The organism is Desulfovibrio sp. MES5, from assembly GCF_002237645.1.
Lineage (GTDB): Bacteria > Desulfobacterota > Desulfovibrionia > Desulfovibrionales > Desulfovibrionaceae > Desulfovibrio.
The window spans coordinates 1-13,099 of record NZ_MJUZ01000009.1 but is presented as its reverse complement, the minus strand read 5'-3'; the positions used below and the strand labels follow the sequence as shown (position 1 = coordinate 13,099).

The 13,099-nt window shown below is 58.8% G+C and carries 14 protein-coding genes; 12 read left to right on the top strand and 2 right to left on the bottom strand.

Features of this window, described 5'->3' with window-relative positions:
• Nucleotides 1–35 precede the first annotated feature (35 nt).
• Nucleotides 36–941 carry a hypothetical protein gene (locus BCS36_RS02915; protein ID WP_291301426.1) on the top strand — a complete coding sequence of 302 codons (906 nt, stop codon included), beginning with the start codon at nt 36–38 and terminating at the stop codon, nt 939–941.
• 714 nt (nt 942–1,655) lie between these two features.
• Here BCS36_RS02915 and BCS36_RS02910 read toward each other — a convergent pair.
• Both BCS36_RS02910 and BCS36_RS02905 read right to left on the bottom strand, forming a co-directional pair.
• The gene (locus BCS36_RS02910; RefSeq protein WP_291301425.1) at nt 1,656–2,033 is read right to left on the bottom strand and encodes a hypothetical protein; all 378 of its coding nucleotides are present in this window, start codon (nt 2,031–2,033) and stop codon (nt 1,656–1,658) included.
• 439 nt (nt 2,034–2,472) lie between these two features.
• Nucleotides 2,473–3,003, bottom strand: a complete 531-nt coding sequence (locus tag BCS36_RS02905) for a DUF721 domain-containing protein (RefSeq protein ID WP_291301424.1) — start codon at nt 3,001–3,003, stop codon at nt 2,473–2,475.
• 132 nt (nt 3,004–3,135) lie between these two features.
• Between BCS36_RS02905 and BCS36_RS02900 the strand changes: the two genes are divergently transcribed.
• The 11 genes from BCS36_RS02900 to BCS36_RS02850 all read left to right on the top strand — a co-directional run bounded on the left by BCS36_RS02900 (nt 3,136) and on the right by BCS36_RS02850 (nt 13,014).
• A complete protein-coding gene (locus BCS36_RS02900) occupies nt 3,136–4,074 on the top strand; it encodes a metalloregulator ArsR/SmtB family transcription factor (RefSeq protein WP_291301423.1) in 939 nt (312 codons plus the stop codon).
• Between the two features lie 73 nt (nt 4,075–4,147).
• Entirely contained in the window at nt 4,148–5,569 is a 1,422-nt protein-coding gene (ahcY, locus tag BCS36_RS02895) for an adenosylhomocysteinase (protein ID WP_291301422.1), read from the top strand.
• A gap of 1,330 nt (nt 5,570–6,899) precedes the next feature.
• The gene (rnhA, locus tag BCS36_RS02890; protein WP_291301421.1) at nt 6,900–7,370 is read left to right on the top strand and encodes a ribonuclease HI; all 471 of its coding nucleotides are present in this window, start codon (nt 6,900–6,902) and stop codon (nt 7,368–7,370) included.
• Between the two features lie 33 nt (nt 7,371–7,403).
• Nucleotides 7,404–8,393: a hypothetical protein gene (locus tag BCS36_RS02885; protein ID WP_291301420.1), complete on the top strand. Its 990-nt coding sequence runs from the start codon at nt 7,404–7,406 to the stop codon at nt 8,391–8,393.
• 186 nt (nt 8,394–8,579) lie between these two features.
• Nucleotides 8,580–9,020 carry a C-GCAxxG-C-C family protein gene (locus BCS36_RS02880; protein ID WP_291301419.1) on the top strand — a complete coding sequence of 147 codons (441 nt, stop codon included), beginning with the start codon at nt 8,580–8,582 and terminating at the stop codon, nt 9,018–9,020.
• A 24-nt stretch (nt 9,021–9,044) separates the two neighbouring features.
• Complete coding sequence (locus BCS36_RS02875) at nt 9,045–9,350, top strand: hypothetical protein (protein WP_291301468.1); 306 nt, start codon at nt 9,045–9,047, stop codon at nt 9,348–9,350.
• Nucleotides 9,351–9,602: 252 nt separating this feature from the next.
• Nucleotides 9,603–10,277, top strand: coding sequence for a site-2 protease family protein (locus tag BCS36_RS02870; RefSeq protein ID WP_291301418.1), 675 nt, complete (start codon nt 9,603–9,605; stop codon nt 10,275–10,277).
• Nucleotides 10,278–10,297: 20 nt separating this feature from the next.
• Nucleotides 10,298–11,287, top strand: a complete 990-nt coding sequence (gene trpS / locus BCS36_RS02865) for a tryptophan--tRNA ligase (protein ID WP_291301417.1) — start codon at nt 10,298–10,300, stop codon at nt 11,285–11,287.
• On the top strand, nt 11,288–11,725 hold the full coding sequence (gene ruvX / locus BCS36_RS02860; RefSeq protein ID WP_291301416.1) for a Holliday junction resolvase RuvX: 438 nt from the start codon (nt 11,288–11,290) through the stop codon (nt 11,723–11,725).
• Nucleotides 11,722–12,768, top strand: a complete 1,047-nt coding sequence (gene mltG / locus BCS36_RS02855) for an endolytic transglycosylase MltG (protein ID WP_291301415.1) — start codon at nt 11,722–11,724, stop codon at nt 12,766–12,768. The genes ruvX and mltG overlap by 4 nt, the downstream gene beginning before the upstream one ends.
• A 9-nt stretch (nt 12,769–12,777) precedes the next feature.
• Nucleotides 12,778–13,014, top strand: a complete 237-nt coding sequence (locus BCS36_RS02850; RefSeq protein WP_179980360.1) for a hypothetical protein — start codon at nt 12,778–12,780, stop codon at nt 13,012–13,014.
• The last annotated feature ends 85 nt before the right edge of the window (nt 13,015–13,099 follow it).

Sequence of the window (13,099 nt, the reverse complement as noted above, 5' to 3'; positions counted from 1 at the left end):
CGGCGCAGCATTGCTCAGCAGGAGTAGGATAAGACATGTTTATAGATAAATTGCAGCCCCTTACTGACGCTTTTGATTGGGTGCAACATTCCTGGGAACGTGCCGCCACCCAGCGGCGTGTGGCTTTTTTTATCCTGTGGGTCTACCTTCTGGCCCTGCTGGGCGTTGAGCTGAACCGCCACGGCCTCTTGCCCCCCTGGCTGGCATCCGTCACGCCCAAAAACCACTTCTACGCCATCCACCTGGCTTTTACGCTCATACTGGTGCTTGAGGTTATGGGCCTCATCCTCGTCATACCGAGCTCCCTTTCACAGTCCATGGGCAAACAGTTCGAGATTCTCACCCTCATTCTGCTGCGCAACGCCTTCAAGGAACTGGCCCACCTGCCAGAGCCCGTCAGCGTGGCCAACGACATGCTGCCCGTGCTCTACATCGCCATATCGGGCGCAGGAGCCCTGCTGGTGTATATGTGCCTTGGCCTGTACAAGCGCATCGCCCGGCGGCATATGCATTTCATCTCGTCGCCGAACCTGCGCATGCGCTACGTCATGAGCAAAAAGCTGCTGGCCCTGGTGCTCTTTATTCTTTTTTTGGGCGTGGCCGTGCGCAATGTTATTCTTTTTGTCTCCACAGGCAACGACCAGAGCTTCTTTGAAACCCTGTACACCATCCTGATTTTTTCCGACATCACCATGGTGCTCATTGCGCAGCGTTATATGCCGGCCTTTCATGCGGTATTCCGCAATTCCGGCTTTGTCATCGGCACCCTGCTCATGCGACTGGCGCTCTCCGCATCGCCGTTGTGGAGCTCGATCATAGGGCTGTTCGCCGCCGTTTTTGTTCTGGCCCTTACCTGGGGCACCAACTACTTCACTCCTCTGCCCCGGTCGGAAACCACGTCCGACGACGGGCAAAAGGCCCTGCCGGAGACAACGGACTAGAATAGAGCCGTTCGCTTTGAAATATTTTGTGGGGGAGGGATCCTTTTGCAAAAGGGCCCCTCCCCCACACCCCCTCCCCCTAAAACCTTTACTTTTTGGGCAGCCAGCCGTTGAACAGGGCTGGCTGCCCAATGACGTTGCACGCTCGTGCAGCACCTGCGAGGCATTGTAGATTCAGCCTAAAATCATCTCTGCCCAAAAACGTCTCTGCCTCCAAAGCAAGGATAGCCTGAAAGTGATCCTGGCCTGCACGAGCATCGCTCGGTGGCGGCCGAAGAAATGAGACATTCCACATGGCGCAATCAGTAATGCCCCTGCGCGCGGTGACGGCCGGAAAAGCCCCGGTAAAGCCCTGCACAGGACAATACGTTTTGCCGTTACGCGCGCCTTGCGAACGAAAAAACGCCAGAAGCCGCGCCCACACGCGTCACAGGGCCTTTTGCCGCCTCACCTGCAGCAGATGAGACATAAAACCGCAGTCGTCCAAGATGCCCCGTTTGCTCCAGAGCCAAGGTCATTCCACCAAAACAGCTGTGTGGTCGCCTGGTTGGCAATAAGCGCAGGCGTGTTGCGCCAAAACCACGCCCCGCAGGCTGGCAATGCGGCTTACCCTGCGCCGTTTATTGAAAAACTCTAGAATAACAACGCTGACAACAAAAACGCAAAAGGGCGGCCCGTCAGGACCGCCCCTTACACATCATGAAATGAAGAAAATCAGGCGTTAGCAGCCTTGAGCATTTCTTCCACCATAGAAAGCGTCGGCGTTGCGCCCGCTTCAAGCCCGCACAGACCACGCACGGCCAGCATAAGCATATCAAATTGCAAAGACATTTCGGCCATGCCGTTATGAATAATGCAATTATCGCCGCGCACGGCAAGACGGTATGCGCGACGGCTACGCTCCTGCCCAGAGGAACGCACGATATAATACACCTGATCGTTGGTGTCGGTCACATAAAGCTTTTGACGGGTGAGCGTGCCAAGTGCTTCGTCATACCACGAGCACTCTGAAAAAAGTCGGCCACGAAAACTTAAGTCGCTGCCGTTATCGTGCTTCAGACAGATGTCTTCCATTATTTTCTGCACGTTCATTCAATCCTCCGCGTGCTCTTGCCCGCCATTTGTGCGTAGGCGGGTAACGCTTTCTGGAAGCTAGCACTGCACACAAACGGTTGTCAATAATAGCAGCAAACAAACAACAAAATCGCATGAAGAAAAAAACAGCGCATATTCTATTATACTAATATTCAATGATTTTTTAACTAAATTTTCTTTAAACAATCTTGCGGTTCACACGATTTTTTCATGAAACGCGCTCTGGGGACGGCAAGCTCACGGCAGCCAAAAACATAGCGTTTTGCTGGGGACGAAAAAGGGAGGAAGAAGCATGCCAAAGCGCTTTGGCATGCCAGCGCATAAAGAGCACACACGCGTGGTGGAACATTTTTGTCGCATTGCGGTTTGCGCCCCGATGATCTCTTGCAAGTCCAGTGCTTGCCAGGCCAGCCCTTGGATGCCCGCGTGCCGGCTTTCAGCTTTTACTGCGGGCCCGGCGTTCCACAAAGCGGGAGTACGCTCGCGCCACGGGTGAATCCGGCGCCATCTCCGTCAGAAACACGCCGCTCGCCTGCACAGGATCGGGAATGACGGCCCTTGGGGCGCGCCAGCCCATGTCTTCATCCGGCAAGGGGTTGCAGGCCGTCACGTCCAGCCCCCGCTTGCCCATAAGCAGCGAAACCTTCACGCCATTGAAGAAGGGCGTTTCCATAAAGGCATTGACGCGCTCCAGCAGTTCCGCGCTCATGAGGTGCAGCTCCTGCGCCAGCATGGCGTCTTCCGCGCCGATAAGCAGCATATCCCGGTGATGGCCCAGGGGGCGCGCCAGGGGGGCCAGGTCCTCGCCCATGACCATGTTCCAGTTCTGCCACAGATGCCCAAGGCGGCTCCTGGCCTGCGCCTGCTCCGCATCCACGCCGAGCCCGGCCATGACCGCAGCCATAACCTCTCCGGCCGCCACGGGCTCGGCATATTTATTTTTTTTACGAAACACTTTGGGAGTCATGAATTTTTCCACTGTGGCAGGTACGCTGTATAGGGGGAAACCGGCCCGCGAAGGCCCGGCCAGCCCTTGTTGACTATATGCAGATACATTGATATTAGCATCCGCATAAGTTGATTTACTACAGGTAACCAAATGGCACTTCTGTATTTTAAAGCTCTTTCAGACGAAACACGGCTTCGCCTTGTTCACATTTTGCTGCATTACGAGTTGTCGGTCAACGAACTGGTGCGCATTCTGGACATGGGGCAGTCGCGGGTATCGCGTCATCTTAAAATCCTGACTGAAGCCGGCCTGCTCACTTCGCGGCGCGACGGGCTGTGGGTGTTTTACGCAGCGCCCCGCAGCGGCGACGAGCGGGAATTTCTGCGCGCCATTACCCCCTTTATCCATGCGGACGCCGCCATGCGGGCAGACCTGAACATGGCCGCGCAAATGCTGGAAGAACGCGCGCTCAAGACCCGCCAGTTCTTCAACGCCATTGCGGAAGACTGGGACGAACTCAACCGCGAGGTTCTCGGCGCTTTTGACCTGCCCGCCGCCGTGTGCGCCGCCGTGCCGGAAAACTGCGGCACCGCGGTGGACCTCGGCTGCGGCACAGGGGCCGTGCTGGCGCGCATGCTGCCGCTGTCCCAGGGAGTTATTGGCGTGGACGGCTCCGCGCGCATGCTTGAAATCTGCCGCCGCCGCTTTACGCCCGAAGACCTTTCGGCTGACCGCGTTTCGCTGCGCATCGGCGAGCTGAGCCACCTGCCCTTGCGCGATCAGGAGGCGGATTTCGCCTGCATCAACCTTGTGCTGCACCATCTTTCCGACCCCATACTCGGCCTGCGTGAGATACGCCGTATCATGGCGCCCGGCGGCCGTCTTTTTGTGGCGGACTTTCTGCGCCATACCGACGAAACCATGCGCAACCGCTATGGCGACCGCTGGCTTGGCTTTGAAGAGGACAGCCTGACCGCCGACCTTAAAGCGGTGGGCTTCAGCACGCTGTCCTGTACACGGCAGCCCGTGGATCGCGGCCTGACCCTGCTGCTTCTCACAGCCGAGGCCAGCCACCCCCCGCGCACGTGAGGCGGACGCGCAGCGTCCCCCATGCACGATCATCATCAATGCAATCAAAATACTTCAAAGGATAGGAGACATCATGACCAAAGCTCTTGACCTGAGCCTGGCGCACAAAGTTGCCGATATGGCCCTGGCAGATTTCGGCAAAAAAGAAATGCAGCTTTCCGAGCGGGAAGTTCCCGGCCTTATGGAATGCATCAAAAAATACGGCCCCAGCAAGCCCCTCAAGGGCTTCAAGGTGACGGGCTCACTGCACATGACCATACAGACGGCCATGCTTATCCAGACCCTGCACGCCCTGGGCGCGGACATTCGCTGGGCATCCTGCAACATTTTCTCCACGCAGGACCACGCCGCCGCCGCCATTGCCGACCTGGGCATGGCCAAGGTTTTTGCCTGGAAGGGCGAAACCCTTGAGGACTACTGGTGGTGCACTGAAATGGCGCTTACCTGGCCCGACGGCAGCGGTCCCGACCTTATCGTGGACGACGGCGGCGACGCTACCCTGCTTATCCACAAGGGCGTTGAGGCTGAAAACAACCCCGCCATCCTTGACGAAAAGACCGACAACAAGGAACTGCAGTGCATCCTTGACCGCCTCAAGCTGCGCCTCAAGGAAGATCCGCAGCACTGGCACAAGGTGGCTGCAAAAATGAAGGGCGTTTCGGAAGAAACCACCACCGGCGTGCACCGCCTCTATCAGCTGGAAGCCGCGGGCAAGCTGCTGTTCCCGGCCATCAACGTCAATGACGCCGTGACCAAGTCCAAGTTCGATAACCTGTACGGCTGCCGCGAATCCCTGGCAGACGGCATCAAGCGCGCCACTGACGTCATGATCGCGGGCAAGGTGGTTGTGGTCATCGGCTACGGCGACGTGGGCAAGGGCTGCGCCCAGTCCATGCGCGGCTTTGGCGCGCGCGTGCTGGTGACGGAAATCGACCCCATCTGCGCCCTTCAGGCCGCCATGGAAGGCTATGAAGTCACCACCATTGAAGACGCGCTGCCCCATGGCGACATTTACGTCACCTGCACGGGCAACTACCACGTCATCACCGGCAAGCATATGGAAGGCATGAAGGACGAGGCCATTGTTTGCAATATCGGCCACTTCGATAATGAAATCGAAATGACTTACCTTGAAAACACGCCCGGCATCACCCGCCTGAACATCAAGCCCCAGGTGGACAAGTGGACCCTCAAGTCGGGCCGCAGCATCGTTGTGCTGGCTGAAGGCCGCCTGGTCAACCTGGGCTGCGCCACTGGCCACGCCAGCTTTGTCATGTCCAACAGCTTCACCAACCAGACCCTGGCCCAGATCAAACTGGCGACCGAAAAGCTGGAAAACAAGGTCTATACCCTGCCCAAGGAACTGGACGAAGAAGTGGCCCGCCTGCACCTTGGCCGCCTTGGCGCCAAGCTGACCAGGCTCACTCAGGAACAGGCCGACTACATCAACGTCAATGTCAACGGCCCCTACAAGTCGGATCACTACCGCTACTAGGGAAACGCTGATTTACTCCGTTTGGCGGCGTTGCTTCACTTTTTTGAAACAGTCGAGGACGGAAGAGTCCACTCCTGCTTCAAAAAAAGATCGCGCCTTGCCAAACGAAATAACTGCACGTTTCCAGGAGGCTCGTTAATCAGTGCTTCCTTAGGTATTGCTCAGGCCATTTTCAGTCTGAAATGCTTTTGTGGGGGAGGAACCCTTTTGCAAAAGGGTCCCTCCCCCACGCCCCCACCCCCCAAAACTCTTACTGTGGTTTGATTGGGCAACGAGTTTTCTGATCTGAGGAGAGGGGCAGAGGCAGCGCCTGCCTGGCAGCACGCCATCTCAAGGATATCTGCTCTGGGGTGTTTTCAGTCAGAATCGTGCGGGCGGCTGTGTGAGCAGACGCCCTCACGCAGCCCGGATTTACGGAAAATCGCATTTTTCGGCACAACGATGACATTGAACTGTGAAGCATTTCAGTGTTAATGTAATCCCGGTGCGGACAAAGCTTCGGCCTTTGCCTGCGGGAACTTCGGAGCGCATGCGCTCCACCTCTGAAACTTGCTGGCGAGCGTGTCTCACCAGCGCGCGCATGGGGCGGCTGCCCGCCGCGTCCCTGCGCCATGACCGGAGTCTTGCTCCGGTCATTTTATTTTTGCGCGAGCGCTTTGCCCGGCTCAGACTCAGGTCTGCAGGCCCGTCGCGCAAGCCATGCTCGGGAGGGCTGTGCGCATTGGCCGCAGACAGCCGCATTGCCCACCATCCCCATGCCGTGTATGCTGCGCGCGTGTCGGCGCTGCGCCGCAATGCCGGGTTCTCTGACCCCAGGAAGCCATGACTTTGCGAGGTTATGGGAGCGCCAGCACCTGTGCCAAATGCTGTGCCTGTGCCAGCGCCATGCCAGCACGCCGCCGCGCCTGGCCCCGAACCGCCTGGCAGCAGGAACGCGGAGCGGGATCAGCGGGCGGGCAAAGCCTGGGCAAAAGGTTTCAAGGCCGTCTGATTTCTGTTTTTTCGCTATGATTTATAGCAGGTTACGAATGAAATGCGTTAGCTGCACTGCAAGGGTTTTCCTGAAAATCCTTGCCACAAAATGCGAACAGGCAGACTTTGCCTGCCGTACGCGAACATTTCAAGTGTTAAGAAAGCACTGATTAAGAGCCTCCTGGAAACGCGCAGGTATTTCGTTTGGCAAGGCGCGATCTTTTTTTGAAACAGGAGTGGACTCTTCCGTCCTCGACTGTTCCAAAAAAAGTGAAGCAACGACGCCAAACGGAATAAATCAGCGTTTCCCTAAATGCGGCAAGGCCCTGCGCCGCTGCCAGACAAGCCAAGGAATGCAATGCAAAAAGTGACCATCCATACCGACGGCTCCTGCCTCGGCAATCCTGGCCCCGGCGGCTGGGCGGCCATTCTCAAGCTGGACGACGAGGACTACCGCAAGGAATTTTCCGGCGGGTATGCCCTGACCACCAACAACCGCATGGAAATGCTGGCCGTCATCGAGGCGCTGATCCTGCTCAAAAACCCCTGTCTTGTGGATCTGTACACGGATTCGCGCTACGTATGCGACAGCGTGAGCAAGGGCTGGCTGTGGGGATGGGTGAAAAAAAACTGGATCAAATCCGACAAAAAACCCGTGCTTAATGTAGACTTGTGGCAGCGCATGCTCCCGCTCCTGCGGCAGCACAAGGTGTCCTTCCATTGGCTCAAGGGGCACGCCGGTCACCCCGAAAACGAGCGTTGTGATGTTCTGGCCCGCGCCCAGGCCTGTCGGCGCGACCTGCCCCAGGATACAGGCTACAAGCCCTAACCCACACAGCGTAAACCGCAATACCGCAACACCATGCCAGTTCAACCTTTTTCCGCAGAAACCGCATTTTCTTTGCCCGCGCTCTGGCATGCCCTGGGCTGGCCGCTTTTGCGCCTGCTCATGGGCATGGCCGTTGGCCTGCTCATAGCCAATGTGCTTGAGGCGCTGCGCTGGACGCGCCACCTGGCCCGGCTGGCGGCTCCGCTGGCCCGGCTGGCCCATCTACGTGAAGTGGCCGGGGCCAGTTTTTCACTGGCCTTTGTCTCCCCTGCGGCGGCCAACGGCCTTTTATCCGACAGCCACAATATGGGCGAGCTTTCCGGCAAGGAACTCATGCTGGCAAACCTCTTCAACAGCCTGCCAGCCTACATGGTGCACACGCCCACCATCTTTCTGCTTACCTGGCCCGTGCTGGGCATGCCCGCCGTCATATACGTGGGCCTTACCCTGCTGGCCGCCGTAGGCCGCACCGCCTTCACCGTGGTGCTGGCGCGGCGCATCTTGCCGCCGCCCCCGCAGGGCTGTGTGGCCTGCAAGGCTGACAGCGACGAACGCACTGACTGGAATGCCGCTCTGCGCAAGGCCTGGAAGCGCTTTATGCGCCGCCTGCCCAAACTTGTGTACTTTACCGCGCCCATCTACGTGCTTATGTATCTGTTGCAGCAATTCGGCTATTTCGCCGTTGCCGAGCACTGGCTGTCGCAGCACATGTCCTGGCTTTCCTTTTTGAAACCGCAGGCCATGGGCATTATCGTGCTGCACCTCGCGGCGGAACTTGGCGCTGCCCTTGGCGCGGCGGGCAGCGTGCTGCAAACTGGCGGCCTTTCGCCACGCGACGTGGTGCTGGCCCTGATGGTGGGCAATATTTTATCCACGCCCATGCGTGGCATACGGCATCAGCTGCCTTCATATTCCGGCTTTTTCCGTCCTGCCCTGGCCCTGCGCCTCATTCTGGCAAATCAGGGACTGCGTGCGATCAGCATGACGGTTGTAACCATCATTTATTACTACGCCAGTGCCTAAGGAAACGCTGATTTATTCCGTTTGACGGCGTTGCTTCACTTTTTTTGAAACAATCGAGGGCGGAAGAGTCCAGTCCTGCTTCAAAAAAAGATCGCGCCTCGCCAAACGAAATACCAGCGCGTTTCCAGAAGGCTCGTTAATCAGAGCTTTCCCAAAAGCGCCAATAACGCCGGGCAGGAGTCGCCAGTGTGCAAAAAGATGGATATTGATGAGGTGCAGGAAAGTTTCAATATGGGCATCATTTGCGCCCAGCAGGTACTGAGCCATTTTTCGGAGCGGTTCGGAGTGCCGGAAGAAGACGCCCTGCGCCTGGCATCCTGCTTTGGTTCGGGCATGGGGCAGGCAAACACCTGCGGCTGCGTCACCGGGGCGCTCATGGCCATCGGCCTTGCGCACGGCGTCGCCGGGCCATGTCGCCGGGAGCAGAAGCAGAACCTGTATGGCCGCCGCGACGCCTTTATGGCGGCTTTTGCCGCTGCCCACGGCAGCCTTGAATGCAGGGGAGTTCTGGGGCACGATCTTACCGACCCGCAACAACTCGCCGCCATCAGGGAGCAAAAGCTGTTCACCACAGTGTGCGTTCCCCTGATACGCGACACCTGCACCCTGCTTGAAGAATATTTATAGTCCACGAGCCGAGAAGGAGAAACCATGACGGAAATGCAAGCGCCCCCACAAGACGACCAGCAGCGGCCCCTCCGCGCCCCTGTGGAGATTCCCGCCCACTGCCAGGTGATCAAGCCCGAACATACGGGGTCCCGCATCGTTGTGCTGCTGCAACCTGAAGAAAAGTACCTCTCCCTGCCCAGGCCCAAAACCTCGCGTCAGCTGCTTGCAGCGCTGGGTCTGGCGGAAGAAACGGCCCTCGTGGCCCGCAACGGCCAGCTGCTCACGCCTGACAGGCATATCTGGCCGGGCGACGAGGTGCTTGTCCGCAAGGTGGCTTCTTCAGGATAGCCCGCCTGACGCTTGCTTTTCTGTCGTTGCCCTGCACGGCAAAAGCTCTTGCAGGCAACGGCAAGCCATGCGGCGGGCATGTAAGATCATCTGCAATCCCGGCAGGCTGCAGCAAAAGCCGCCTCCGGGGCAGCCTGCTCTGCTGCGTCAGGCTGGAAACTCTGCCTGACGCAAGCTTTGAGGCAGGCCACACACTTACCGGCGCTGGCAAAACCTGTTGCCCCGCCGCAGGGAAAATGGTACCCGCCAACAATGTTCAATCTAGATATATCACAAGCCCTGAGCACGCTGTCCATAGCGGCGGTGCCCGCTCTACTGGGCATTATTCTGCACGAAGTGGCCCACGGGTGGGTGGCGTCGCGCTGTGGCGACCCCACAGCCCGCATGATGGGACGCCTGACCCTCAATCCCCTGCCGCACATTGACCCCACGGGACTGCTGGTCTTCGGCCTCACGAGCCTTTCCGGCTCCTTTGTCTTTGGCTGGGCCAAGCCCGTGCCCGTTAATCCGCGCTATTTTCGCAATCCCGCCAAGGACATGATGCTCGTGGCCCTGGCCGGGCCGCTGACCAACTTTATCCTGGCGGGCATATTCGGCGTGCTGCTGCGGCTTACCCTGAACTTTTTTCCGCCTGTGGAGTGGCAGCACAGCAGCCTCTACATCTTTGCGCTCAAGTCCATGCAGGCAGGGGTCGTCATCAACTTCGGCCTGGGCTGGCTCAATCTGCTGCCCATTCCTCCGCTGGACGGCAGCAAGGTTGTGGCCTATTTTCTGCCTTTAAACGCGGCGCTGCGCTATCTGAGCATAGAGCGCTTCGGCTTTCTTATTCTTTTGGGCCTTCTGTTCACCGGCCTGCTGAGCATGGTGCTGGGCCCGCTGGTGGGCGGCAGCGCCCGTGGTCTGCTAACCCTGCTTGGCATTCTGTAATTTCATAAGGACTGTCTCACATGAGCAAAGAACTGCGCACTGTTTCCGGCATGCGGCCCACCGGCCCCCTGCACCTTGGCCACTACTTCGGCGTGCTGAAGAACTGGGTGGAACTGCAATACACTGAAGAAGCCTACTTTTTTGTGGCCGACTGGCACGCCCTCACCAGTGATTACGCTGACCCGTCCAATATCCGCAAGAACATCCGCGAGATGGTCAAGGACTGGGTGGGCGCTGGCCTTGATCCCGAAAAATGCGTTATTTTCCGTCAGTCCGAAGTGAAGGAACATGCGGAGCTCTCCCTGCTGCTCTCTATGTTCACGCCTGTGTCGTGGCTTGAGCGCAACCCCACCTACAAGGAACAGCAGCAGCAGATCAGCAACAAGGACCTCGGCAACGCGGGCTTTTTGTGCTATCCCGTGCTTATGGCGGCCGACATTCTCCTGTACCGCCCCCACGGCGTGCCCGTTGGCGAAGATCAGTTGCCCCATATGGAAATGACGCGCGAGATTGCCCGCCGCTTCAACTATCTCTATGGCGGCGAGCTTCTGCCCGAACCCAAGGCCATGCTGACCCCCGCCGCCAAGTGCCCCGGCCTTGACGGCCGCAAAATGTCCAAAAGCTACAACAACGGCATCTTCCTGTCCGACCGCATGGCCGACATTCAGGAAAAAGTGCGCGGCATGTTCACCGACCAGGCCCGCCTGCGCAAGTCCGATCCGGGCAACCCCGACGTCTGTAACCTCTTCCCCTACCATGTGCTGCTGAGCAGCCCCGAGGAACAGGCTGACATTCGCAAGGGCTGCACCGGGGCCACCCTGGGCTGTGTGGACTGCAAAAAGATTTTTCTCAAGAATCTTGAAACGTTCCTGGCTCCCCTTCAGGAACGCCGCGCCGTTCTGGACGCCAACCCGGCGCGGGTGGACGAAATCCTCGCGCACGGCAATGAACGCGCCCGCGCCTTCGCAAGCCAGACCATGGTTCTTGTGCGCGAGAAAATGGGGCTGTAATTGAAGTTTGTGAGTGTGGACTACGGCCTGGCCCGCACGGGCCTGGCCGTGTCAGACCCTGACGGGCGCATGGCTTTTCCTCTGGCAACCCTGCGCCTGCAAGACTATGCCGACCGCAAACTGTTTCTGGCCGCCCTGGCGGAAAAAATCCTTGAAACCGGGGCCCAGGGCGTGGTGATGGGCCTTCCCCTGACCCAGGACGGGGAAGAAAGCCTGATCACCCGGCAGGTACGCAACGTGACCCAACGCCTCAAGCGACGCGTGCCCCTGCCTTTCTACTATATGCTTGAGGAGTTGAGTTCGGAAGAAGCCTGGGCGGATCTGCGCGAGGCTGGCCTGAAGATGCGTAAGCGCAAGGCCGTGCTCGACCAGCAGGCCGCCGTGCGTATTCTCTCGTCCTTTCTTTCCCTTGCCCCGCAAGAGCGGAGTCCCGCATGAAAACATTTCTTCGCCTGCTTGGACTGCTGTTGCTGCTGGCCCTTGCCGGCGGCGGCTGGCTTGCCTACGAGGCCCATACCTTCCTGAACACCGCCCCGCAAAGCGAAGGGCAGGAAGTGCTTTTTGACGTGACGCCCGGCGCGCATTTCGCCCAGGTGGCCACGGCCCTTGAACAAAAGGGCGTTATCACCGATGCCCGCAAGTTCCGCCTGCTGGCCCGCTACAAGGAATGGGACAGCCGCCTCCAGGCAGGCCGCTTTGCCCTCAATTCCGGCTGGACGCCAGAAAAGGTGCTGGACATGCTGGTCAACGGCCAGCCCGTACTCTTTCGCATTACGCTGCCCGAGGGCCTCACCTGGTGGCAGACGGGCAAACTGCTGGAAGAAGCGGGCCTCGTGCGTTTTGACGACTTTCGTAAAGTGATCATGGATCCGGACTTTCTGCGCCACTATGGCATTCCCTTTGCCACGGCCGAGGGCTTTCTTATGCCCGACACCTATCTGCTGAAAAAAGGGGATGAGCCGGATATGGCCCAGACCCGCAGCGTGGCCGGACGGCTGGTGGACAACTTCTGGCGCAAGGCCGCGCCCGTATGGCCCGGCGGAACCAAGCCCCCTGTGGACCAGCTGAAAACCTGGATGATCCTTGCCTCGGTGGTTGAAAAAGAAACCGCCATTGACGCCGAGCGCCCGCGCGTGGCCGGGGTATACAAGAACCGCCTCGCCCGCGACATGATCCTTCAGGCCGACCCCACCGTCATCTACGGCCTTGGCCCCAATTTTGACGGCAACCTGCGCCGCGCCCACCTGGATGACCCCAACAACCTGTACAATACCTACCAACGGCCCGGCCTGCCGCCGGGGCCCATCTGCTCCTTCGGCATGGCCGCCCTCAAGGCCGCCATCAAGCCGGAGCAGCACGATTTTCTCTATTTTGTGGCTGTCACCGACGGCGGTGAACACGTTTTTTCCACCAACCTTGCGGACCATAACAAGGCCGTGCGTCAGTACCTGCAAAACCGGCGCAAAGGCCAGAACCGCTGAGGAGGCCTCGTGAAATACCTCATAGTTGAAGACTTTTCCGGTCAGGCCGTGCCCTTTATCTTTCCCCGGCGGGTGGACCACGTCGACATGCGCGAACAACTGCCCTACGGGCAGGTGCTCTCCGCCGGGTTTCTCGAACTGGGGCCGCAAGGCTTCATATGCTCCGGCGGCCACGCCGAGCTTGGCCTCAAGGCCCGGCCCCAAGAGGACGCCGCCATCATAGCCGAAGCCCTGCGACAACGCTGAAAGTTGGAGTTAGGAGAGGAAGCGCTTTGTGGGGGAGGGACCCTTTTGTAAAAGGGTCCCTCCCCCACGCCCCCTCCCCCTAAAA